The sequence below is a fragment of the Clostridium sp. AT4 genome, from assembly GCF_001517625.2.
In the GTDB taxonomy this organism is placed as follows: domain Bacteria; phylum Bacillota; class Clostridia; order Lachnospirales; family Lachnospiraceae; genus Enterocloster.
In genome coordinates, this window is the sequence record NZ_LN999828.1 from 778,912 (window position 1) to 799,933 (window position 21,022).

The 21,022-nt window shown below is 48.6% G+C and carries 22 protein-coding genes; 17 read left to right on the forward strand and 5 right to left on the reverse strand.

The genetic code is table 11. From position 1 onward, the window contains the following. The first annotated feature begins 222 nt into the window (after window positions 1-222). The 4 genes from BN3656_RS09920 (at window position 223) to BN3656_RS09935 (ending at window position 3,245) form a co-directional block, all read left to right on the forward strand. Entirely contained in the window at window positions 223-1,239 is a 1,017-nt protein-coding gene (locus tag BN3656_RS09920; RefSeq protein ID WP_066550684.1) for an ATP-binding cassette domain-containing protein, read from the forward strand. Window positions 1,240-1,241: 2 nt separating this feature from the next. Further along, the gene (locus BN3656_RS09925; RefSeq protein ID WP_066547397.1) at window positions 1,242-1,907 is read left to right on the forward strand and encodes a methionine ABC transporter permease; all 666 of its coding nucleotides are present in this window, start codon (window positions 1,242-1,244) and stop codon (window positions 1,905-1,907) included. 73 nt (window positions 1,908-1,980) lie between these two features. Next, window positions 1,981-2,868 (forward strand): MetQ/NlpA family ABC transporter substrate-binding protein, encoded by an 888-nt coding sequence (locus tag BN3656_RS09930; RefSeq protein ID WP_066547400.1) that lies wholly within the window; start codon window positions 1,981-1,983, stop codon window positions 2,866-2,868. 116 nt (window positions 2,869-2,984) lie between these two features. Next, window positions 2,985-3,245 carry a YlmC/YmxH family sporulation protein gene (locus BN3656_RS09935; protein WP_066547403.1) on the forward strand — a complete coding sequence of 87 codons (261 nt, stop codon included), beginning with the start codon at window positions 2,985-2,987 and terminating at the stop codon, window positions 3,243-3,245. A 236-nt stretch (window positions 3,246-3,481) separates the two neighbouring features. On the opposite strand, the gene aroD is transcribed toward BN3656_RS09935, so the two are convergent. After that, complete coding sequence (gene aroD, locus BN3656_RS09940; protein WP_066547406.1) at window positions 3,482-4,240, reverse strand: type I 3-dehydroquinate dehydratase; 759 nt, start codon at window positions 4,238-4,240, stop codon at window positions 3,482-3,484. A gap of 186 nt (window positions 4,241-4,426) precedes the next feature. On the opposite strand from aroD, the gene nrdR reads away from it, so the two are divergent. The 13 genes from nrdR to BN3656_RS10005 all read left to right on the forward strand — a co-directional run bounded on the left by nrdR (window position 4,427) and on the right by BN3656_RS10005 (window position 17,963). Next, window positions 4,427-4,879 (forward strand): transcriptional regulator NrdR, encoded by a 453-nt coding sequence (nrdR, locus tag BN3656_RS09945; protein WP_066547409.1) that lies wholly within the window; start codon window positions 4,427-4,429, stop codon window positions 4,877-4,879. A gap of 18 nt (window positions 4,880-4,897) precedes the next feature. Then, window positions 4,898-5,419 (forward strand): YqeG family HAD IIIA-type phosphatase, encoded by a 522-nt coding sequence (locus BN3656_RS09950; protein ID WP_066547412.1) that lies wholly within the window; start codon window positions 4,898-4,900, stop codon window positions 5,417-5,419. A 112-nt stretch (window positions 5,420-5,531) separates the two neighbouring features. Next, a complete protein-coding gene (efp, locus tag BN3656_RS09955) occupies window positions 5,532-6,089 on the forward strand; it encodes an elongation factor P (protein ID WP_066547415.1) in 558 nt (185 codons plus the stop codon). A gap of 93 nt (window positions 6,090-6,182) precedes the next feature. Next, window positions 6,183-7,970 carry an arginine--tRNA ligase gene (gene argS / locus BN3656_RS09960; RefSeq protein WP_066547416.1) on the forward strand — a complete coding sequence of 596 codons (1,788 nt, stop codon included), beginning with the start codon at window positions 6,183-6,185 and terminating at the stop codon, window positions 7,968-7,970. A gap of 36 nt (window positions 7,971-8,006) precedes the next feature. Continuing rightward, window positions 8,007-11,186 carry a DEAD/DEAH box helicase gene (locus BN3656_RS09965; protein ID WP_066550687.1) on the forward strand — a complete coding sequence of 1,060 codons (3,180 nt, stop codon included), beginning with the start codon at window positions 8,007-8,009 and terminating at the stop codon, window positions 11,184-11,186. A 36-nt stretch (window positions 11,187-11,222) separates the two neighbouring features. Then, window positions 11,223-11,849: a flavodoxin family protein gene (locus BN3656_RS09970; RefSeq protein ID WP_066547418.1), complete on the forward strand. Its 627-nt coding sequence runs from the start codon at window positions 11,223-11,225 to the stop codon at window positions 11,847-11,849. Between the two features lie 266 nt (window positions 11,850-12,115). Then, window positions 12,116-13,441, forward strand: a complete 1,326-nt coding sequence (gene rsxC, locus BN3656_RS09975) for an electron transport complex subunit RsxC (RefSeq protein WP_066547421.1) — start codon at window positions 12,116-12,118, stop codon at window positions 13,439-13,441. A gap of 15 nt (window positions 13,442-13,456) precedes the next feature. Further along, window positions 13,457-14,398, forward strand: coding sequence for an RnfABCDGE type electron transport complex subunit D (locus BN3656_RS09980; RefSeq protein ID WP_066547423.1), 942 nt, complete (start codon window positions 13,457-13,459; stop codon window positions 14,396-14,398). Then, a complete protein-coding gene (locus BN3656_RS09985; RefSeq protein ID WP_066547425.1) occupies window positions 14,395-15,003 on the forward strand; it encodes an FMN-binding protein in 609 nt (202 codons plus the stop codon). Before BN3656_RS09980 ends, BN3656_RS09985 begins: the two co-directional genes overlap by 4 nt. 12 nt (window positions 15,004-15,015) lie before the next feature. After that, the gene (locus BN3656_RS09990) at window positions 15,016-15,693 is read left to right on the forward strand and encodes an electron transport complex subunit E (RefSeq protein WP_066547428.1); all 678 of its coding nucleotides are present in this window, start codon (window positions 15,016-15,018) and stop codon (window positions 15,691-15,693) included. Window positions 15,694-15,706: 13 nt separating this feature from the next. After that, entirely contained in the window at window positions 15,707-16,282 is a 576-nt protein-coding gene (locus BN3656_RS09995; RefSeq protein WP_066547432.1) for an RnfABCDGE type electron transport complex subunit A, read from the forward strand. A 15-nt stretch (window positions 16,283-16,297) separates the two neighbouring features. Further along, window positions 16,298-17,098, forward strand: coding sequence for an RnfABCDGE type electron transport complex subunit B (locus BN3656_RS10000; protein ID WP_066547435.1), 801 nt, complete (start codon window positions 16,298-16,300; stop codon window positions 17,096-17,098). An 85-nt stretch (window positions 17,099-17,183) separates the two neighbouring features. Then, window positions 17,184-17,963 (forward strand): Cof-type HAD-IIB family hydrolase, encoded by a 780-nt coding sequence (locus tag BN3656_RS10005; protein WP_066547439.1) that lies wholly within the window; start codon window positions 17,184-17,186, stop codon window positions 17,961-17,963. A 51-nt stretch (window positions 17,964-18,014) separates the two neighbouring features. Here the strand turns inward: BN3656_RS10005 and BN3656_RS16450 are convergent, their stop codons facing one another. The 4 genes from BN3656_RS16450 to BN3656_RS10020 all read right to left on the reverse strand — a co-directional run bounded on the left by BN3656_RS16450 (window position 18,015) and on the right by BN3656_RS10020 (window position 20,818). Beyond that, on the reverse strand, window positions 18,015-18,173 hold the full coding sequence (locus BN3656_RS16450) for an ABC transporter ATP-binding protein/permease (RefSeq protein WP_143331346.1): 159 nt from the start codon (window positions 18,171-18,173) through the stop codon (window positions 18,015-18,017). After that, entirely contained in the window at window positions 18,170-18,700 is a 531-nt protein-coding gene (locus BN3656_RS10010) for an ABC transporter transmembrane domain-containing protein (RefSeq protein ID WP_066547441.1), read from the reverse strand. Before BN3656_RS10010 ends, BN3656_RS16450 begins: the two co-directional genes overlap by 4 nt. Further along, window positions 18,700-20,358, reverse strand: coding sequence for an ABC transporter ATP-binding protein (locus tag BN3656_RS10015; protein WP_066547444.1), 1,659 nt, complete (start codon window positions 20,356-20,358; stop codon window positions 18,700-18,702). The genes BN3656_RS10010 and BN3656_RS10015 overlap by 1 nt, the downstream gene beginning before the upstream one ends. 130 nt (window positions 20,359-20,488) lie before the next feature. Then, window positions 20,489-20,818, reverse strand: coding sequence for a GHKL domain-containing protein (locus BN3656_RS10020; protein WP_066547446.1), 330 nt, complete (start codon window positions 20,816-20,818; stop codon window positions 20,489-20,491). Between the last annotated feature and the right edge of the window lie 204 nt (window positions 20,819-21,022).

Here is a 21,022-nt window from a genome sequence, read left to right on the forward strand (position 1 = left end):
ATGCAGAATATGGATATGATGAACAGCATGTACATGTGCTGTGTATCCGCGTGCTTTGAAAACTGAATGGGAAACGATCTGTATGGATTTGGAATCATGATATCAATATATTTTGGAGAACGTATCATTCGGGGTTGCAGGTCCGTGCAGGACTGCGGCCCCGTTTTGTTTCTTAGCCGGAGGATGGGAAACAGGGGAAGGATTAGAGAAAGGAATGAAGAAATGGATCAGAATAAAGAAGAGGCCATCATACGCCTGGAAGGTCTGGGCAAACAGTTTGCCACGTCAAACGGGACCGTGACTGCTTTAGATGACATCAATCTGGAAATCCGCCGGGGAGAGATTTTTGGTATCATCGGTCTTTCCGGAGCAGGAAAGAGTACCCTGGTGCGCTGTATCAACTATCTGGAGGAACCTACCTCCGGCCGGGTAATCTTTGAGGGAAAAAATCTTTCCGCCATGAAGGAAAAGGAAAAGCGTCTGGCAAGACAGTCCATGGGAATGATCTTTCAGCAGTTTAATCTGCTGGCCCAGAGAAATGTGCTGCAGAACGTGTGCTTCCCTATGGAGATTGCCCATATGGACAGCAGACAGGCAAAAGAGCGGGCAAAGGAGCTGTTAAAGCTGGTCGGACTGGAAGAGAGGATGAACGCATATCCGGCCCAGCTTTCCGGCGGACAGAAGCAGAGAGTTGCCATCGCAAGAGCCATGGCAACCAATCCCAGGGTTTTATTGTGTGATGAGGCAACAAGCGCCCTGGATCCCAATACGACAAAGTCCATTTTGGAGCTGCTAAAAAAGATTAACCGGGAAATGGGGATCACAGTGATCATGATCACTCATGAGATGGCAGTCATTGAGGCCATCTGCGACCGGGTGGCGATCATCGACCACAGCCATATTGCAGAGTCGGGCAAGGTATCGGATATCTTTTCCGGTCCCAAATCTGATATTGGACGCCAGCTGATTTTAGGAGATACCTCTGATCAGACAAAGAATTTCGGCGGTTCCCGTATGATCCGTGTGATCTTTGACGGACGGGAATCCTCTGAGCCGATCATCGCAAATATGATCCTGGCCTGCAAGGCCCCGGTGAATATCATGCATGCGGATACCAGAGATATCGAGGGAAAGGCTATGGGGCAGATGCTTCTGCAGCTTCCTGAGGATACCGTGGATGCAGACCGGATCTGCAATTATCTGAGAACAGCCGGAGTAACATTTGAGGAGGTGCACTAGAGATGACCTTTGATCAGACAACGATCGATATGCTTTTAAAAGGAATTTGGGAAACCATATACATGGTTTCACTTTCCTCATTTTTATCCTATGTGATCGGTATTCCCGTGGGAATTGCCCTTGTAGTCACAGACAGGGATGGAATCAGTCCCTTTCCGTTGTTTAACAAGGTGCTTGGCGTTGTGATCAATCTCCTTCGCTCCATTCCCTTCATCATCCTTCTTGTAATGGTCATCCCATTTACCCGCATGATCGTAGGAAAGATCATCGGACCCAATGCAGCGGTAGTGCCTCTGGTGATTTCCGCGTTTCCTTACATCAGCCGTATGGTGGAGTCCTCTTTAAAGGAGGTTGACGCAGGAGTGATCGAGGCAGCCAAGTCCATGGGCGCGTCTGCGGGACAGATTATATGGAAGGTGCTTCTTCCAGAGGCCAAGCCATCCCTTTTAGTGGGGGCTGCCATTTCCATTACAACGATCATCGGCTACTCTGCCATGGCAGGTACGGTAGGTGCAGGCGGTCTGGGAGATATTGCCATCCGTTACGGTTACCACAGATATGAGACAGAGATGATGCTCATTACAGTAGCCCTTCTTGTAGTGATCGTACAGATTATTCAGGAAGTATTTATGCGCATATCAAGAAAGAGCGATAAGAGGATCCGGTAAAACGGATCTTAAGCGGCTTAAAAACCGCAGAATACATATCAGGGCCCTGGGCCTGAAAAGAGGAGGAACTATTATGAAAAGAAAGACATTAGAAACAGCAGTAATCGCAGCAGCATTAGCTGCATCCCTGTTAACCGGCTGCTCCAAACCGGCCGAGGAGACAACAGCAGCGGCAGAAAAGCAGGAAAGCAAAGCCGATGCAGGACAGGAGAAGAAAGAGAGCCCTGAAAAACTGGAAGAGCTGACCGTAGGCGCAAGCCCTGCCCCCCATGCGGAGATTCTGGAGGCTGCCAGAGAGGTTTTGGCTTCTAAAGGCTATGACTTAAAGATTGTAGAGTACACAGATTATGTGCTTCCGAACAATGCGCTGGATTCCGGTGATCTGGATGCAAACTATTTCCAGCACCAGCCTTATCTGGATTCCTTTAATGCCCAGAACGGCACAGAGCTTTCCGGTGTGGCGGTGATCCACTATGAGCCCTTTGGTATCTATGCAGGAAAGAGCGCTTCTTTAGACGCGATTCCGGAAAAGGGAACCGTTCTTGTTCCAAATGACCTGACAAATGAGGCAAGAGCCCTTCTTCTTTTAGAGGCCCAGGGTCTGATCACCTTAAAGGAGGATGCAGGTCTGGAAGCAACGAAAAATGATATTGTAGAAAATCCAAAGAACCTTGATATTGTAGAGATCGAGGCAGCCCAGCTTCCCCGTTCCTTACAGGACGGCGATGTGGCAGTTATCAACGGAAACTATGCCATCGAGGCGGGCTTAAAGGTAAGCGACGCTTTGGCAACAGAGGACGCGGAATCTCTGGCAGCCCAGACCTACGGAAACGTGATCGCCGTAAGAGCGGGTGAAGAGGAAAGTCCAAAAACAAAGGCTCTCATTGAGGCGCTTACGAGTGATGAGGTAAAATCATTTATGGAAAGTACCTATGAGGGTGCGGTTGTCCCTGTATTCTAAATTTTATATTTGAAATTCCCTGTGCATAGGGAGCAGAATGGGCCGGAAATGAATACTTCCGGCTCTTTCTGCGTATATATGGATAAGAAATAAAACTGCCAGGCAGGAGGGGAAAAATGACGATTTGCGATCTCAAACAGAAAGAGGTCATAAATATAAAGGACTGCAAACGCCTGGGTTTCGTAGGAGATGTGGATTTTGATATGAAAACGGGATGCATGACCGCTTTGATCGTTCCGGGGCCCGGATGCATCTGCGGTTTTCTGGGGAGGGAAAAGGAGTATATCATTCCCTTTTGCGATATCTGCCAGGTCGGAAATGATATTATCCTGGTGGATGTGAAGGAAAAGAATGTAGAGGAAAAGGTAAAGTGTTAAACGACTGCCTGCCAGTGACGGGGGATCACTGGCAGGCAGTCGTTTTATAAGAAAAAGCTGTATGAAAAGCTTGTGCGGGCTTTTGACTTTGGAAGGGAGTGCCGGAGCTGTTGGGGGGGATGAACCGGCACTCTGTAAGGAAACACTGACTAAAAACTAACACATTTTTTGCTGAAAGGGAAGGGGAATTACTGAAAATGAAATATATTTACTATTATAGAAATACCCTATGTCTGCTACAGATTATTATGAAGAATATCCAGCACACATTTTAGCTCTCTGGCATCGATCTGTCCGGGAGCGGATGCCTGTCCTGCCAGACCAAAAGTAAGACAGGAGCCAAAGATTTCCCCCCAGACACGGCTGATGAGCCCTGTTCCCGCCATGGCCATGGTGACTACAGGACAGGTGAGCTGGCGTCGGGCTGTAACGGTAGCTGTAAGCAGCGTAAGCACATCTTCCGGACACCGGGGCATCACGGCGATTTTTGCAATATCGGCTCCCAGTTTTTCCATGTGACGCAGCCGTGACAGGAGTTCTCCGCAGGAGGGGGTGGAGTAAAAGTCATGACTGGAAAAAATGGTTTTTACTCCTTTTTCTTTTGCAAGAGCTGTAAGCTCTGTAATGCTGTCCGGATCAGAGAAAAGTTCGATATCGATCAGATCGATACAGCCGGAGGCGATTGCCTCCATAGCCAGTGTTTTATATTGCTGAGGCGAGGCCTGGCGCTGTCCGCCTTCTTTTGTGGTACGGAAGGTGAAAATAAGAGGCGTATTTCCCAAATGTTTTCTGAGACGGGGAAGAAGACCAGTCAGCCGCCCTTCATTAAAAATATCATTCATGTAGTCTGTCCGCCATTCCACCAGATCCGCCGGATAGGAAGAGAGCGCTTTGATCTCCTCAAAAAGAGCTTCATCCGAAGCTCCCACAAGAGGAATACAGACCTTGGGAGTGCCTTCTCCCAGACGCAGATTTCTTACATATACACAATTCATTTTGATCCGCCTTTCACTGCAGTATAGTTTGTTTTTTTATTATAGCAAAAAAATTCCGATCCATCCAATGATTTTCATTGGTCTGGTTACAAAGTTCTTGCACTTGAGAAGTGTTTCGGTTAAAATAAATGCAAATAAAGACATAAATTGTCATCATTTTATATAAAGAAGGGAAGTGCAAGCCATATGAAATGCCCCTATTGTAATGAAGCAGATACGAAAGTAATTGATTCCCGTCCCGCAGACGATAACAGTTCCATCCGCAGACGCCGCCAGTGCGAGCGCTGCGGGAAGCGTTTTACAACCTATGAAAAACTGGAAACCATGCCCCTTATGGTGATTAAAAAGGATAATACCAGAGAGGCATATGACCGCTCCAAGATTGAAGCCGGTATCATCCACTCCTGCCATAAGCGCCCCGTATCTCCCCAGCAGATCGGAGTTATGATCGATGAGATTGAGAATCAGATTTTTAATCGGGAGGAGAGAGAGATATCTACTGCGGTGATCGGTGAACTGGTTATGGAAAAGCTTAAGCAGGTGGACGAGGTTGCATATGTGCGTTTTGCTTCCGTGTACAGAGAGTTTAAGGACGTGAGCACCTTTATGGAGGAGCTGGGAAAACTTCTCAAAAAATAGGAGAAAGGCAAAAGGATTATGTTTGAACCATTTTACCCTCAGGAAATTTGGGACTCCACATATGATATCCCCTTTGAAACCTGGAAGGACAGGGGGATTAAGGGCGTGATCTTTGATATTGACAATACGCTGGTGCCTCATGGCGCACCTGCCGATGAGAGAGCCATTGCTTTGTTTGAACATTTAAAAAAGCTGGGATTTAAAACCTGTCTTCTTTCTAATAATAAAGAAGCCAGAGTAAAGCCTTTTGCGTCGCAGGTGAAAAGTCCTTATATCCATAAGGGAGGAAAGCCCTCAAAGAGAGGGTATAAAAATGCCATGGCCTGTATGGGGACAGGGCCGAAGGAAACTCTCTTTGTGGGAGACCAGCTGTTTACGGACGTATATGGAGCAAACCGGGCAGGACTTAAAAGCATTCTTGTAAAGCCCATTGACCCTAAAGAGGAGATACAGATCGTGCTCAAACGGTATCTGGAACGGCCTGTGCTTTATTTTTACAGAAAAAGCCGTAAAAAGAACTTGAAAAACATGGACACATAGTATAAAATATAAAAGATTAGATATACAGGGGACCGCCAAAGGCAGGTCATGCCCTGGCGGGCGCTGGAGAGAAAAGCGTCCTGTACAAAGAACGTTAAGGAGGAATATCTTTATGATATCAGCAGGCGATTTTAGAAATGGAATTACACTGGAGATCGAAGGACAGGTAGTGCAGATCCTTGAGTTCCAGCACGTTAAACCAGGCAAGGGCGCTGCTTTCGTACGTACCAAGTTAAAAAATGTGATCAACGGCGGTGTGGTTGAGCGCACCTTCCGTCCAACTGAGAAATTCCCGGCAGCAAGAATTGACCGTGTAGATATGCAGTATCTGTATGCAGACGGCGATCTGTACAACTTTATGAACACAGAGAACTACGAGCAGCTGGCATTAAACCAGGATCTGATCGGCGATGCGTTAAAGTTCGTTAAGGAAAACGAGATCTGCAAGGTCTGCTCCTACAACGGCAACGTATTCTCTGTAGAGCCTCCTCTTTTTGTAGAGCTGGAGATCACAGATACAGAGCCGGGCTTTAAGGGCGATACAGCAACCGGTGCAAGCAAGCCTGCAACTGTAGAGACCGGCGCTGTTGTAAGCGTACCGCTGTTCGTAGAGATCGGCGACAGGATCAAGATCGATACAAGAACCGGCGAGTATCTGTCCCGTGTATAATTCATTTGTATGTGAGAAAATGTAGGATTGCTCCGGCTTCACTGCCGGGGCAGTTTTGCATCTATAAGAAGTGCAGAAAAGGAGAAACGTGGAGTGAAGAAAATTCTGGATCTGATGGAGCAGAAGCTTAAGGCGGCCTTTACAGCCTGCGGCTATGAGGATAAATTTGCCAAGGTGGTTTTGTCCAACCGGCCGGATCTGTGCGAGTACCAGTGCAACGGAGCCATGGCAGCAGCCAAGGCGTATAAAACCAAGCCGATTGATATTGCAAATGCGGTAGTGGAAAAATTGACAGCAGAAAGGGAGCAGCCCATGTTTGGCGAAGCAGTGGCTGTGATGCCTGGTTTTATCAATCTGAAGCTGTCAGAGGCGTTTCTGGCAGATTATATGAAGGGTATGGCAGAGGCGGACAAGCTGGGACTGGAAGAACCTGAAAAGAAGGAAACGATCATCGTGGATTACGGCGGCGCCAATGTGGCAAAGCCCCTTCATGTGGGCCATCTGCGTTCTGCTATTATCGGAGAGAGCATCAAGCGCATGGGCCGTTTTATGGGATATGAGATGATCGGTGATGTTCATCTGGGCGACTGGGGACTGCAGATGGGTCTGATCATCGAAGAATTAAGGGACAGAAAACCGGAACTGGTATACTTTGATGAATCCTATACGGGTGAGTATCCCACAGAGGCTCCCTTTACCATCAGTGAGCTGGAGGAGATTTATCCGGCAGCCAGCGCCAAATCAAAGGTGGATGAAGCGTTTAAGGAGAGAGCTCATCAGGCGACCTTAAAGCTTCAGAAGGGATATAAGCCCTTCAGAGCCATCTGGGATCACATTCTGGCTGTATCTGTGGCAGACCTTAAGAAGAATTACTCTAATTTAAATGTAGATTTCGATCTCTGGAAGGGCGAAAGCGACGCAGAGCCATATATTGACCATATGGTGCAGATGCTCATTGACAAAGGACTGGCCTATGAAAGCCAGGGCGCCCTGGTTGTGGATGTGGCCCAAGAGGGCGATACTAAGGAGATTCCTCCCTGTCTGATCCGTAAATCAGACGGAGCTTCCCTTTATGCTACCTCTGATCTTGCCACGATCGTTGAGAGGGAACAGGATTTTAAACCAGATCGCTATATTTATGTAGTAGATAAGCGCCAGGCTATGCATTTTGAGCAGGTATTCCGGGTGTCCAGAAAGGCAGAAATCGTAAAGCCGGATACAAAGATGATCTTTTTGGGCTTCGGCACCATGAACGGCAAGGACGGAAAGCCTTTTAAAACAAGAGAAGGCGGCGTGATGCGTCTGGAAAAGCTGATCTCAGATATTGATGAGGCTGTATTTAACCGCATCATGGAAAACCGTACTGTATCAGAAGAGGAGGCAAGGGAGACTGCAAAGGTAGTGGGCCTTGCTGCGTTAAAGTATGGCGATCTGTCCAATCAGGCTTCTAAGGATTATATATTTGATATGGATCGGTTTATTTCCTTTGAAGGAAATACAGGTCCCTACATCCTTTATACCATTGTGCGTATTAAGTCCATTCTTGGAAAATACAAGGAAAATGGAGGAAGTGTCAGCGAGCTGGCCGCTGAGAAAAAGATCCTTCCGGCAGCAGGAGCTTCTGAAAAGGCCCTTATGCTTCAGCTGGCAAAATACAGCGAGGTACTGGAAAACAGCTTTGCAGAAACAGCTCCGCACAAGATCTGCCAGTATGTCTATGAGACTGCTAATGCATTTAACAGTTTTTACCACGATACCAAGATCCTCTCTGAGGAAGATGAGGCCAGAAAGGACAGCTACATCGGCCTGATCACCCTTACTAAGCGGGTGCTTGAGACTTGTATCGGCCTTCTGGGGATCGAAGCGCCGGAGCGGATGTAAACCAGAGCCTGTAAAGGCAGGATGGATTTCATGTCAATGAAGATTGAAAAAATGGAAACCAGCAGCTTTTGGAAAGGAGAGGCTGGTGTAAAGGGCCTGGTAGAAGACCAGGCCCATACTTATAAGGTTCAACTGTATCTTAAAAATGACCAGGTAAGGGATTATTCCTGTACCTGTGCAGAAGGGAATTCTTACAGGGGCATCTGCGCCCATGGGGAGGCCCTTTTTGCATATTATAAGAAATATAAAAAGGAAGCCCTGAAGCTTCCGATCCGTACTTCTTTTCAGGCTCATGCCATGATCCGGGAGTATACAAACCGTGCAGTAGCGGATATTCTGGAAGAAGAGGAGGGCTCCCAGGTACGCATCGAACCAGTGTTGTTTCTGGAAGGCCGGGATATACAGGCGGAATTTAAGATCGGAAGAGAGCGTATGTATGCATTGAGAGATCTTCCGGCCTTCTGTACAGCCCTAGAGGGGGGAGCTTACGTATCCTATGGAAAGGAGCTGGCCTTCCATCATCAAAGAACGGTCTTTGAACCGGTATCGAGGCTGCTCGTGGATCTGATCCTGGAGCTTATGGAGCATCAGAAGGCTCTCAGACGCGTGACTTTAGGCAGACTGGACCGGGATCGGTTTTTTGAGATTTTATTAAAAAATACATCAGGAGAAAAAGGGCTGGAGGTTCGCCTGCCTCAGGGCAGCGGAGGGATATTTTCTCTGGAATGCTCAGAGCCGGAACTGGCGGTTCTGGTAAGCCGGTACGGGAGAGATGGTATTCGGGTACGTTTGGAGGGGGTTCTGGAACAGGATGGTGAACAGGAAACCCCTCAGGCAGTGCAGGCAGTTTTTGGAGGAAGCCGTCATTTATATCTTGCAGCCGGAAAGCGTCTGTATTGCTGCGGTGAAGCATTTTCACGTTCGGCAGCGATTTTCCTGGAACAGATCCGCACAGACAGAGAAAGCCAGATCCTGATAGCAGATAAGGATATTCCTCTTTTTCAGCAGCGAGTATTAAAACGGATCCAAGGATACAGCCGGATCCGTCTGGAGGAAGTGGAATTAGACCAGTATGAGCCGGAACCGTTAAAGGCAGAGTTTTACTTTGAAGCAGGAGAAGATGGAACGCTCTATATGGAGCCATATCTGTCTTATGGAGAATACAGGTTTCATCCCATAGAAGATGAAGCGCTTCCCAGAACGGTCTGTCGGGATGTACCGGGGGAATTTAAGATCAGCCAGGTCATTGGAACGTATTTTAAATGCAAAAGCAGCACAGACGGACGTTTGGTGATCCGCAAGGATGAGGATGCCCTGTATCGTCTGCTGGGTACCGGGATGGATGAATTTAAGGCTCTGGGAGAGGTTTATCTGGCAGAAAATATGAAAAACTGGAGAGTGATCCGAACACCAGGGATAAAAGCAGAGGTACGTCTGGCAGCCGGGTGGCTGGAGCTTACGGTGGATCCGGAAGAGTTTTCTGTGAAGGAACTGACAAAAATCCTGGAGGCCTACAGCCAGAAAAAGAAGTATTACCGTTTAAAAACAGGACAGTTTTTAGAGCTGGGAGAAGGGGGCATCTATACAGTGATGCGCCTGGCAAAGGAACTTGGCATAACGAAAAAAGAACTGGAAGCAGGACAGATCCGGCTCCCGTCCTATCGGGCTTTGTATGTGGATCATCTTTTAAAAGAGGGGTCAGGAGTGGCGCTTTACAGAGACCGGTTGTTTAAGGCTGTGATCCGGGGGATCCGTTCTGTAGAAGACAGCTCAGATCCGCTCCCTGAGGCTTTGGAAGGTGTGCTGAGAGAATACCAGAAAACAGGATATCGCTGGATGAAAACTCTGGATCAGTACGGGTTTGGCGGGATTTTAGCGGATGATATGGGGCTTGGAAAAACGCTTCAGACCATTGCTCTTTTGGAGGATGCCTACAGCCGGGGGGAGACGCTTCCCAGCCTTATTGTCTGTCCGGCTTCTCTGGTATATAATTGGGAATGTGAGATCAGGAGGTTTGCTCCGAAACGGCGCGTCTGGTCTTTGGCCGGCTCCAGTACGGCCAGAGGGGAACTGCTGCAGTCTGTAAGGGAAAATCCTTCGTTCTGCCAGATCCTGATCACATCCTACGATCTTTTAAAACGGGATATTTCTCTTTATCAGGACATCCGTTTCCGATTTCAGATTATTGACGAGGCCCAGTATATTAAAAATGCAGCCACACAGAGCGCTCGTGCGATAAAGGCAGTCAGCGCACAGTCACGGTTTGCGCTTACGGGGACGCCGGTGGAAAACAGGCTGGGAGAGCTGTGGAGCATTTTTGATTACCTGATGCCAGGCTTTTTATTTGGTCCGTCGGTTTTTCATAAAGAGTATGAGGTGGCGGTTTTAAGAGATCAGGATCAGGAGGCGCTTTTGAAGCTGAAGCGGCTGATTGGTCCCTTTGTGCTGCGCCGTGTGAAAAAGGATGTATTAAAAGAGCTTCCTGATAAGATCGAGCAGGTGGTATATTCCCATCTGGAGGGAGAGCAGAGGATGCTTTATGTGGCTAAAGCCCTGGAACTGAAACGTACATTTTCTCAGGATATGCCGGGAAATGGGGCAAAGCTTCAGATCCTTTCCGGTCTTATGCGCCTGCGGCAGATCTGCTGCGATCCCGGATTGTGCCTGGAGGGATGGAGATCCGGTTCAGCTAAGCTGGAAACCTGTATGGATCTGATCCGGCGGGGAACAGAGGGAGAACATAAAATCCTTCTTTTTTCTCAGTTTACCTCTATGCTGGAGCGGATCAGCCGCCGGCTGGAAAAAGAAGGGATTGAGAGTATCTGTTTAACAGGAGCCGTGCCGAAGGAAGAGCGATTAAAGCTGGTGGAGCGGTTTTCAAAGGAGAATGTTCCTGTTTTTCTCATCAGCCTCAAGGCAGGAGGAACGGGGTTAAACCTTACAGCAGCGGATATTGTGATCCATTATGATCCCTGGTGGAATGTGGCCGCCCAGAACCAGGCCACAGACAGGGCTCACCGCATTGGCCAGGAAAAACAGGTCACAGTTTACCGTCTGATTACCAAAGATACCATTGAGGAAAATATTTTAAACCTTCAGGAGGCAAAGAGAGCGCTGGCAGATCAGATTGTCACAGGGGAAGGGATTTCCCTGTCTGATCTTACCGCAAAAGAGCTTTTGGACTGTATCGGAGAGATATCAGAAGATTCTGTTTAAGAAGAAAATAAAAAATCAAGCAGGAGGATATAGAATATGAAAGTATTGATGTTAAACGGAAGCCCGCACAAAGAGGGATGCACATGGAGAGCGCTGTGTGAGATTGCAAAGGAACTGGAAAAGGAAGGAATTGAGTCTGAAATTCTTCACATTGGCGGACAGCAGGTATGGGGCTGCATGGGCTGCGGAGCCTGCGGCACACTGGGAAAATGTGTCCATGATGAGGATCTGGTAAATACGGCAGTCGCTAAGATGAAGGAATGCGACGGTCTGATCGTTGGCTCTCCGGTTCATTATGCATCTGCCAGCGGAGCCATAACCTCCTTTTTAGACCGTTTCTTCTACTGCGGCGGAAGCGCTGCAGCTCATAAGCCGGGAGCGGCCATCGCCTCCGCCAGAAGAGCAGGAACCACAGCAACTCTGGATCAGTTAAATAAATATTTTACCTTTAATCAGATGCCGGTGGTTTCATCCCAGTATTGGAACATGGTCCATGGAAGAAGTGCAGAGGAAACCGTTCAGGACGAGGAAGGGATGCAGATCATGCGTACCCTTGGCCGGAATATGGCCTGGCTTTTAAAGTGCATTGAGGCCGGAAGAAAGGCTGGAATTACGGTTCCTGAGGCGGAACCGGAGAAAAAGCGCACCAGCTTTATCCGTTAAATATCTGAGACGAAAGATGTCACAGCCGTAGATTGGAATGCAGCAGAGCGAAATAGTTCTGCTGCATTTTTTGGATTAAAGTGAACAAATTAGAAAACAATGCTTAATTGATAAAAAATAAACAAAATAATTAAAAATTTAACGATTGGTTTACATATTGTATACACGCTTTATTTATGCTATACTGATAAGGCTGTGAAAGATCTATAAAAAATGTGAAAGATTCACAAAAAAGAGAAAATGTACAAGAAAGAAGGGAAAAATCTATGGGTCTGGCGACTTTTAAAGGCGGTATCCATCCGTATGAAGGAAAAGAACTGTCTGAAAGCAAACCGATTCAGGTCCTGCTTCCAAAGGGCGAACTGGTTTATCCTATGTCTCAGCACATAGGTGCTCCTGCAAAACCGCTGGTTGCAAAAGGCGACCGGGTTTTAGCGGGGCAGAAGATCGGAGAGGCAGGCGGATTTATTTCTGCAAATGTAATCTGCTCCGTGTCCGGTACAGTAAAGGCCATCGAGCCGAGACGGACGGCCAACGGCGCTATGGTTCCGTCTGTGATCGTTGAAAATGACGGAGCCTATGAGACGGTAGAGGGGCTGGGAGAGAACAGAAATCCGGGGACACTGTCAAAAGAAGAGATCCGTTCCATTGTCAAGGAAGCAGGCATCGTGGGACTGGGCGGCGCAGGCTTCCCGACTCATGTAAAGCTTACCCCAAAGGACGAGAACGCCATTGATTACGTCATTGTAAACGGAGCGGAGTGCGAGCCTTATCTGACCAGCGACTACCGTCTGATGGTAGAGGAGCCGGAGAAGTTAGTAGGAGGCTTAAAGGTCATCCTTCAGCTCTTTGACAATGCCAAAGGCGTGATCGCGGTGGAGAACAATAAGCCGGAGGCCATTAAAAAGCTGGAAGAGCTTGTAAAGGATGAGCCAAGGATTACCGTATGTCCTCTGCTTACCAAGTATCCTCAGGGCGGTGAGCGTTCCATTATCTATGCAGTAACCGGAAGAAAGGTAAATTCCTCTATGCTTCCTGCCGATGCAGGCTGCATTGTAGATAATGTAGATACAGTTATTTCTATTTATATGGCGGTATGCAAGAGCACGCCTCTGATGCGCAAGATCATCACCATTACCGGCGATGCGGTCAATACGCCCTGCAACTTCAATGTAAAGCTGGGAACCAATTATCAGGAGCTCATCGAGGCTGCAGGCGGCTTTAAGGAGGAGCCGGAGAAGATTATTTCCGGAGGTCCCATGATGGGACAGGCACTCTTTACCGTGGATATCCCTGTAAGCAAAACTTCCTCTGCGCTGACCTGTTTTACAAAGGATCAGGTATCTGCCCTGGAGCCTACGGCCTGCATCCGCTGCGGCCGCTGCGTAAGCGTATGTCCAAGCCGCATTGTTCCTGTGATGATGATGCAGGCAGCTTTGAGAAATGACTGTGAGCGTTTTGAGAAGGTCAACGGCATGGAGTGTATGGAGTGCGGAAGCTGCACCTATATCTGTCCGGCCAGACGTCCTCTGACTCAGGCCTTTAAGGAAATGAGAAAGACCGTTGCGGCAAACCGCAGGAAGAAAGGGTAGGAGGGTACAAAAGTCATGAATAAATTATTAAATGTATCTTCATCTCCTCATGTGAGATGCAGCGTGGATACACAGAGCCTGATGCTGGACGTGGCCATCGCCATGCTTCCCGCGGCAGCCTTTGGCGTATACAACTTTGGCTTTCATGCGCTGTTTGTGATACTGGCAACTGTAGCTGCCTGTATTGCAAGCGAATATGTATATGAGAAGCTGATGCACCGTCCCATTACCATTATGGACGGCAGCGCCCTGGTAACGGGTATGATCCTGGCGCTGAATATGCCTCCGGAGATTCCGGTTTGGATTCCTGTGATCGGCGGTATTTTTGCGATCGTCGTAGTAAAGCAGCTGTACGGCGGCCTGGGACAGAACTTCATGAACCCGGCTCTGGCAGCAAGATGCTTTCTCCTGATCTCCTTTGCGGGCCATATGAATAATTTCTCATCCGCAAAGCTGGGCTTTGACAGCGTCTCAGGAGCCACTCCTTTAGCCTCCATGCGGGCAGGGGGAAGCGTGGATCTGGCCGCTATGGTTGTAGGACGGATTCCCGGAACCATCGGTGAGGTTTCTGTGATCGCACTTTTGATCGGCGGCATCTACCTGATCGTAAAGAAAGTCATCAGCTGGAAGATTCCTGTGACATACATAGCTACCCTGGCTGTATTTGTATTTATCTTTGGCGGCCTTGACGCCAATTATGTGCTTGCCCAGGTATGCGGCGGCGGTCTGATCTTCGGAGCGTTCTTTATGGCGACCGATTATGTTACCAGCCCCATTACACCTATGGGACAGATCGTATTCGGAATCATGCTGGGACTTTTAACCGGTATCTTCCGTCTGTGGGGCGCTTCTCCTGAGGGCGTTTCCTACGCTATCATCCTATGCAACCTTTTCGTGCCCATGATCGAGCGCGTGACCCTTCCAAAAGCATTCGGAAAGGAGGCTAAAAAGGCATGAAAGGAATTATGAAAGATGCATTTCTTCTCTTTGTCATCACACTGGTAGCAGGCGCCTGTCTGGGTGCAGTCCACGAGGTGACCTTAGAGCCTATCGCAAAGGCCCAGCTGGCAGCCAATACAGCTACCTACAAGGAGGTATTTCCTGAGGCGGCTTCCTTTGAACAGACCGATGAGTTAAAGGCAGCAGTAGAGGCCGGAGCAGCCCAGATTGCAGAGCAGGGCTTTGGAAACGTATCCATTGACGCAGCCCAGGAGGCTCTGGCTGAGGACGGAACTCTGCTTGGCTACCTGATTACCGCAAGCTCCAATGACGGTTACAATGGCCTGGTGCAGATCTCGGCAGGCATTACTGCGGAGGGAACGCTGACAGGTATCGGCTTTTTAAGCATCAGCGAGACTCCTGGTCTTGGCATGAAGGCTTCAGAGCCGGAGTTTAAGGGCCAGTTTACAGGAAAGGCAGCCCAGACTCTGGAGGTAACAAAAACAGCGCCTTCGGCTGACAACCAGATTCAGGCCATCAGCGGCGCAACTTATACATCCAATGCAGTAACCGGAGCGGCAAATGCGGCCATCTATTTTGTAGAAAACTGCATCGGAGAGTAGGAGGCGTAAGAGATGAATAAATATACGGAACGAATTTATAACGGCGTATGGAAGGAAAACCCCATCTTAATCCAGATGCTGGGCCTTTGTCCTACGTTAGCAGTAACCACCTCCGCTACCAACGGTGCGGGTATGGGACTTTCCACCACGGCGGTTCTGGTTGCGGCAAATATTGTGATCTCCGCCCTGAGAAATATTATTCCCGCCCGTGTGCGGCTTCCAGGCGAGATCGTAGTGGTAGCTTCTCTGGTTACCATTGTAGATATGCTGATGGAAGGCTTTACCCCTTCCCTTTACAGTGCTCTGGGAATCTATATTCCCCTGATTGTTGTAAACTGTATCATCCTGGGCCGTGCAGAGGCCTTTGCAATGAAGAACAAGCCCCTCATTTCTGCCTTTGACGGTCTTGGAATGGGTCTTGGCTTTACCATCGCGCTGATCCTTATCGGCGGAGCAAGAGAGCTTTTAGGGGCCGGAACGGTTTTCGGCATCCAGGTAATGCCTGCTTCCTATGAGCCTGCTGCTATCTTTATCCTGGCTCCCGGCGCCTTCTTTGTTCTGGCCTGCCTGACAGCACTTCAGAATAAGTTAAAGCTGCCATGTGCTACCAACGGCTCTGTAAAGGATAAGAAGAAACGCAAGGGCTGCAGCGGCGACTGCGCTTCCTGCAAAGAGAAGACGGAAGAATAGGAGGAAAGAGTAGATGAAAGAATTACTTGTAATTGCCGTCAGCTCCGCGTTCGTCAGCAACGTGGTGTTAAGCCAGTTCCTTGGCATCTGTTCCTTCGTCGGTGTTTCCAAGAAGGTAGAGACAGCAGCCGGTATGGGAGGTGCGGTTATCTTCGTTATCACCATCGCATCCATTGCTGCCAGCCTGCTGTATAAGCTGATCCTGCAGCCTCTGGGCCTTGATTACTTAAAAACCATTGTGTTTATTCTGGTAATCGCAGCCCTGGTGCAGATCGTGGAAATGTTCTTAAAGAAATGCATGGTATCCCTGTATAACGCTCTGGGTGTGTTCCTGCCTCTGATTACCACAAACTGCGCCGTACTGGGCGTGGCTTTAACCAATGTGCAGAATGACTACACCATCATTGAGAGTGTGGTAAATGGTGTTGCAACCGCATTTGGATATACCGTAGCCATCGTGCTGTTAGCCGGTATCCGTGAGCGTATTGAGGGAAATGATATCCCATATAACTTCCAGGGATCTCCCATTGTCCTTGTAACAGCAGGACTGATGGCTATCGCATTTTTCGGATTTTCCGGACTGCTGTAGAAGGAGGAGACGAAGATGAATATTATGGCAATTGTTATGGCTGCCGCTGTCATTGCGGTGGTAGGTATTGTAGTTGGTATCGGCCTGGGCCTCTTTGGCGAGAAGTTCAAGGTTGAAGTGGATGAAAAAGAGCTGGCGATCCGGGAGGAGCTTCCAGGCAACAACTGCGGCGGCTGCGGCTTCGCAGGCTGTGATGCTCTGGCAAAGGCCATTGCAAACGGTCAGGCTCCCGCAAATGCCTGTCCCGTAGGCGGCGCTCCCGTAGGAGAGAAGATCGCTTCCATCCTGGGTGTAGACGCAGGGGCTGCAGATAAGAAGGTAGCCTTTGTACGCTGCAAGGGAACCTGCGATAAGGCAAAAACCCTGTACACCTATACAGGAATCGAGGACTGCGCCAAAGCCACCGTTGTTCCCGGAGGCAGCCCCAAGGCCTGCAGCTACGGCTGTATGGGATTTGGCTCCTGTGTAAAGGCCTGTCAGTTTGATGCCATCCACGTGATTGACGGCGTGGCAGTGGTTGACAAGGAAAAATGTGTGGCCTGCGGTAAATGTGTGGCTGCCTGTCCAAAGGGACTGATCCAGCTTGTGCCTTACAGCGCAAAGCATCTGGTACAGTGCAGCAGCCACGACAAGGGCAAGGATGTAAAGGCAGCCTGCCAGGCCGGCTGTATCGGCTGTACCCTGTGTACCAGACAGTGTGAGTCAGATGCCATCCATATGGACAACAATCTGGCTGTGATTGACTATGACAAGTGTACTAATTGCGGCAAATGTGCAGAAAAGTGTCCTGCTAAGGTGATTCTGGAGCAGGAGTAAAAATTACGGATGTATTGAGAAACGTATAGGCAGAAGGCCGGGCGAGAGCTCCGGTCTTTTGTTATAGGGAAAAGAAGGAGTTATTATGATTAAAATTGCATTTTTTGATATAGACGGAACACTGCTCCGGTTCAGGCACAATGATCTGTCAGAACCGGTAAGATCCGCGTTAAAACAGTTACAGAAGCAGGGGATTCTTTTATGTATGGCAACGGGAAGAAGCTACCCGTTTATACCGCGCTTTGAAGGAATTGAATTTGATGTTATTCTGTCATTTAACGGCTCTTATGTCAGAAATCGGGAGGAAGTGATCCGCAAAGAGCCTCTTACAAGAGAGGATGTAAACTGTATTATAGGCAATCTAAATAAGAAGAAACGGGCAATTGCAATCAGCAATGAAGCTGTGGTGGTCACAAATGGAACCGATCCGGATCTGGAACAGTACTTTGCATTCGGAAATGAAGAAATGATAATTTCCGAAAAATTCAATGACATTTCCAGGGAAGACATTTATCAGATTATGTGCAGCTGCACAAAGGATGAATACGAGGAAATTCTTGAAGGAACCAAACGTGCACAGATCACTTCCTGGTGGGACAGAGCGGCGGATATTATTCCGTCAAACAGCGGAAAGGGAATTGCCGTAATGGATGTATTGGATTACTATGGGATTTCAAGGGAGAAATCCATAGCGTTCGGAGACGGGAAGAATGACATCGAGATGCTGAGGGCAGTGGGGATTGGTGTAGCGATGGGAAATTCCTGTACAGAGGTAAAGGACAGCGCAGATGAAAGCTGCCTGTCGGTTGAGGAGGACGGAATTTACCATTACTTTTTAGAGCGAAATATGATTGAGGCAATTTAAAAATAAGTAAACCAGCGGGATATCGATAGAGACGTCCTGCTGGTTTACTTTTTAGGAAATGGCTTTGTCATAGAGATTCCGGTATACGCTGCAGGATTCATAGAGCGTATCGTGGGTCCCCTCTCCGCAGACAGTGCCCCGGTCCAGAACGATAATATGTCCGGCTGTCCGGGCCAGATTCATATCATGGGTGACGATGACACAAGTCACTGGGGATCCCGGACCAGCGCCCTTGCAAGAGCCTGTCTTTGCCGTTCTCCGGCGGAGAACCGAAAAGCAAATCGGCCAGTTACAAGGGATACCAGAATCAGCCACGGCACAACCACACCAATGCAGCTGGAAATGCCGTAGCTGATCCCGGAGGTATCCTGTGTGATGTGGCTGATCAGGGGGGAGGGCCTGCAGGCCTGGTACACGGACATGGGAAAGTACAAAAAATGATTCCACAGGGTTTTTCGGAGAACCTGATCGGTGTGAAAGCCGATCCATGAGCCAAAGAGGGTGGAAAGAAAACTGAGCAGCATGGAAAAGAGCGTAATCCCGGCATAATCTGCAATCAGTCCTTTGTCAAAGATTTCCCCCTGCATAATGGCGCCGGTTATCTGGGGGAGGCAGACGGTAAGCATGGAAATCACAAGTCCGAATAGAACGTCTGCCAGATACCAGATCCACGGAATACCGGAAACAGACAGAAGATGAAAAAATGGCCTCCAGGCCTGCAGTTTCTTTTGTATCATCATAAACTCCTTTCTGGAACCGGTGTGTTAAAGGACCGGCTATTTAAGAGAATGATTTCATCAACGTCCTTTACAGCGGACGTTCTGTGGGCGATGACGAATGTGGTCCGTCCTTTTCTGAGACGGGCAAGGGCCTGTTCCACCCTGTATTCTGATTCCGGATCAAGGTTCGCAGTCACCTCATCCAAAAGAAGGATTTTGGGGTTTTGGAGAAACAGCCGCGCAAGAGAGATACGCTGGCGCTGCCCTCCGGAGAGCCCGCTGCCGCCTTCTCCGATCCGGGTCATAAGGCCGTGGGGCATGGCACGTATAAAATCACTGCACTGGGAATCCTCTATGGCCTGTAAAAGCTCTTGTTCAGTTACAGGCCGGTGAATCCCATAAAGGATATTTTCGCGGATCGTTCCGGAAAAAAGATAGGGGCTCTGGGGCCCGTAGCCGATCATACGCCGCCACTGCACCAGAGGGAGTTTAAAAATATCTGTCTTACCCATGCGGATACTTCCCTGATCCGGAGAATAGAAGCGTTCCAAAAGCTGAAAAAAAGTAGTTTTACCGGCCCCGCTTGGACCGACGAGGGCCGTTGTTTTCCCCTCCGGGGCTGTAAAGGTAAGATTTTTCAGTACAGGCTGATTTTCGTAGGAAAAGGATACATTTTCAAACAGGATATCTCCTTTCATCCCGTCTGAACCGGTGCAGGGATCATCAGGTTCCGTCTGTTCTGCCATAAGCTCTGTGATCCGGCGGACTGCTCCCTGACTGGATTTAACGGTTCCCCAGATGCTCATGATTCTGGAAAATGAGTTTAAAAGGTTCTGGGAGTAGAGATAAAATGCAACCCAGATATCAAGGGTGATTTCATTATGGGAGATCATCCACAGTCCCAGCTCGATCATGGCAGTTGTATGGAGCAGTGAAGCAAGGTTTTTTAACTGGAGCAGAAGATTAGTGATAAGAGAATTGGAAATATTTACCTGAAACAACTGATGAATCCAGTGGTTTCCCCGTTTCTTTTCCCATTCTTCTGCACAAAATTCTTTTACCAGAGGCAGATTGGACAGGATTTCGGACAGATGACCGGTAAGCCCGGCGTTTTTTCCCTGAATCCTTTCATTCCATGAAAACTGGATTTTTCCCTGCCATACGCCGAGAGCATACAGAAGGGGGATCATAACGGCTTCCAGCGCAGCAAGCTTCCAGTGATAGGAAAAGAGGAGCACAAAGGAACCGAAAAACGTGTAGAGGGAGGACAGCACATTTCCGGGAAAAGAAACAGCCAGGTCACTGAGCCTTGCGGTGTCCTGGGTTACGCGGCTGATCAGATCCTTTGAGGGCTGTGCGTCAAAAAAAGGAACAGGAAGGCGGAGGATTTGTCTCCAGATAAGCTCGCGCAGGCGCAGAGAAACCTTTGCACTTGCAGCTGCTAAAATAAACTGGCTGACAGAGGTAATACATGCCTGTCCTGAAACAACGGCAATTACTGTACAAATAAGCGCCGGATTCAGGCTGCCGTTCATGATCTGCCGGGTATAGGAGGGAAAAAGCAGATACAGCTGGCTTGCTGCCATAGACAGAAGCGTATAGACCAGGATATAAAACCAGGGAAGTCTGGCCTGAAGCAGCAGATGGAAAAATGGTTTCCAGATAAGTCGTTTCATAGATCGCGTCTCCTTTCGTCTGACGGATCATAACATAAAAAGCCAAATCCGTGTGGGATTTGGCTTAAATGGCGTGTGCGGTGTCGTAAAAACAGGATTATAGATTGAGTTCAGGACATTTTCTGAGGGTTCAGGACAGAGGATCCTGCCATGACAGGGTAAGGCTCTGGATAAAGATATCCCCCTGAAGGCAGGAATTCAGGGTGGCATTGTGATAAGGGCTTAAAAGTTCACGGACAGTGGAAAGCCCTTTTCCGCGTCCCTCTCCTTTGGTGCTGATTCCGGCATGGATGCCCTGCTGGATTGTACGCGGGGTAACGGAATTTCGGATTGTATAGGAGCAGCCGCAGGCATTTCCTGTAATGCGGACTTCGATGATGCCATCGGGAACCAGAAGAACCTCTTCAATTGCATTATCAATCAGGATTCCCAGAATATGGGTTAGATCGATCAGATCCATACCGGTCTGCCAGGTTTTAGGGAGAACCTGAATGTGCAGGGAAATGGAACATTTTTGCTGCAAAGCCTGAGAAGTTTTTAAAACGAAGAAGGCCTACAGAGGTTCGGAGGGCAGCTGGCAGATGGATGACAGCAGTTCGCTTTGGCGGATGGTATCCTGGGAGCAGGGAAAGATTTTTCCCCAGAAAAAATCTTTCATCTCCTG

What these genes read in the sequence shown, in the direction of transcription:
- BN3656_RS09925 (WP_066547397.1), top strand. Translation starts at nt 1,242, where the DNA reads ATGACCTTTGATCAGACAACGATCGATATGCTTTTAAAAGGAATTTGG.
- BN3656_RS09995 (WP_066547432.1), top strand. Translation starts at nt 15,707, where the DNA reads ATGAAAGAATTACTTGTAATTGCCGTCAGCTCCGCGTTCGTCAGCAAC.
- BN3656_RS09930 (WP_066547400.1), top strand. Translation starts at nt 1,981, where the DNA reads ATGAAAAGAAAGACATTAGAAACAGCAGTAATCGCAGCAGCATTAGCT.
- rsxC (WP_066547421.1), top strand. Translation starts at nt 12,116, where the DNA reads ATGGGTCTGGCGACTTTTAAAGGCGGTATCCATCCGTATGAAGGAAAA.
- BN3656_RS09920 (WP_066550684.1), top strand. Translation starts at nt 223, where the DNA reads ATGGATCAGAATAAAGAAGAGGCCATCATACGCCTGGAAGGTCTGGGC.
- BN3656_RS09935 (WP_066547403.1), top strand. Translation starts at nt 2,985, where the DNA reads ATGACGATTTGCGATCTCAAACAGAAAGAGGTCATAAATATAAAGGAC.
- BN3656_RS10010 (WP_066547441.1), bottom strand. Translation starts at nt 18,700, where the DNA reads ATGATACAAAAGAAACTGCAGGCCTGGAGGCCATTTTTTCATCTTCTG.
- BN3656_RS09980 (WP_066547423.1), top strand. Translation starts at nt 13,457, where the DNA reads ATGAATAAATTATTAAATGTATCTTCATCTCCTCATGTGAGATGCAGC.
- BN3656_RS10005 (WP_066547439.1), top strand. Translation starts at nt 17,184, where the DNA reads ATGATTAAAATTGCATTTTTTGATATAGACGGAACACTGCTCCGGTTC.
- efp (WP_066547415.1), top strand. Translation starts at nt 5,532, where the DNA reads ATGATATCAGCAGGCGATTTTAGAAATGGAATTACACTGGAGATCGAA.
- BN3656_RS09965 (WP_066550687.1), top strand. Translation starts at nt 8,007, where the DNA reads ATGAAGATTGAAAAAATGGAAACCAGCAGCTTTTGGAAAGGAGAGGCT.
- aroD (WP_066547406.1), bottom strand. Translation starts at nt 4,240, where the DNA reads ATGAATTGTGTATATGTAAGAAATCTGCGTCTGGGAGAAGGCACTCCC.
- BN3656_RS10000 (WP_066547435.1), top strand. Translation starts at nt 16,298, where the DNA reads ATGAATATTATGGCAATTGTTATGGCTGCCGCTGTCATTGCGGTGGTA.
- BN3656_RS09990 (WP_066547428.1), top strand. Translation starts at nt 15,016, where the DNA reads ATGAATAAATATACGGAACGAATTTATAACGGCGTATGGAAGGAAAAC.
- BN3656_RS10015 (WP_066547444.1), bottom strand. Translation starts at nt 20,358, where the DNA reads ATGAAACGACTTATCTGGAAACCATTTTTCCATCTGCTGCTTCAGGCC.
- BN3656_RS09985 (WP_066547425.1), top strand. Translation starts at nt 14,395, where the DNA reads ATGAAAGGAATTATGAAAGATGCATTTCTTCTCTTTGTCATCACACTG.
- BN3656_RS09950 (WP_066547412.1), top strand. Translation starts at nt 4,898, where the DNA reads ATGTTTGAACCATTTTACCCTCAGGAAATTTGGGACTCCACATATGAT.
- BN3656_RS10020 (WP_066547446.1), bottom strand. Translation starts at nt 20,818, where the DNA reads ATGGATCTGATCGATCTAACCCATATTCTGGGAATCCTGATTGATAAT.
- nrdR (WP_066547409.1), top strand. Translation starts at nt 4,427, where the DNA reads ATGAAATGCCCCTATTGTAATGAAGCAGATACGAAAGTAATTGATTCC.
- BN3656_RS09970 (WP_066547418.1), top strand. Translation starts at nt 11,223, where the DNA reads ATGAAAGTATTGATGTTAAACGGAAGCCCGCACAAAGAGGGATGCACA.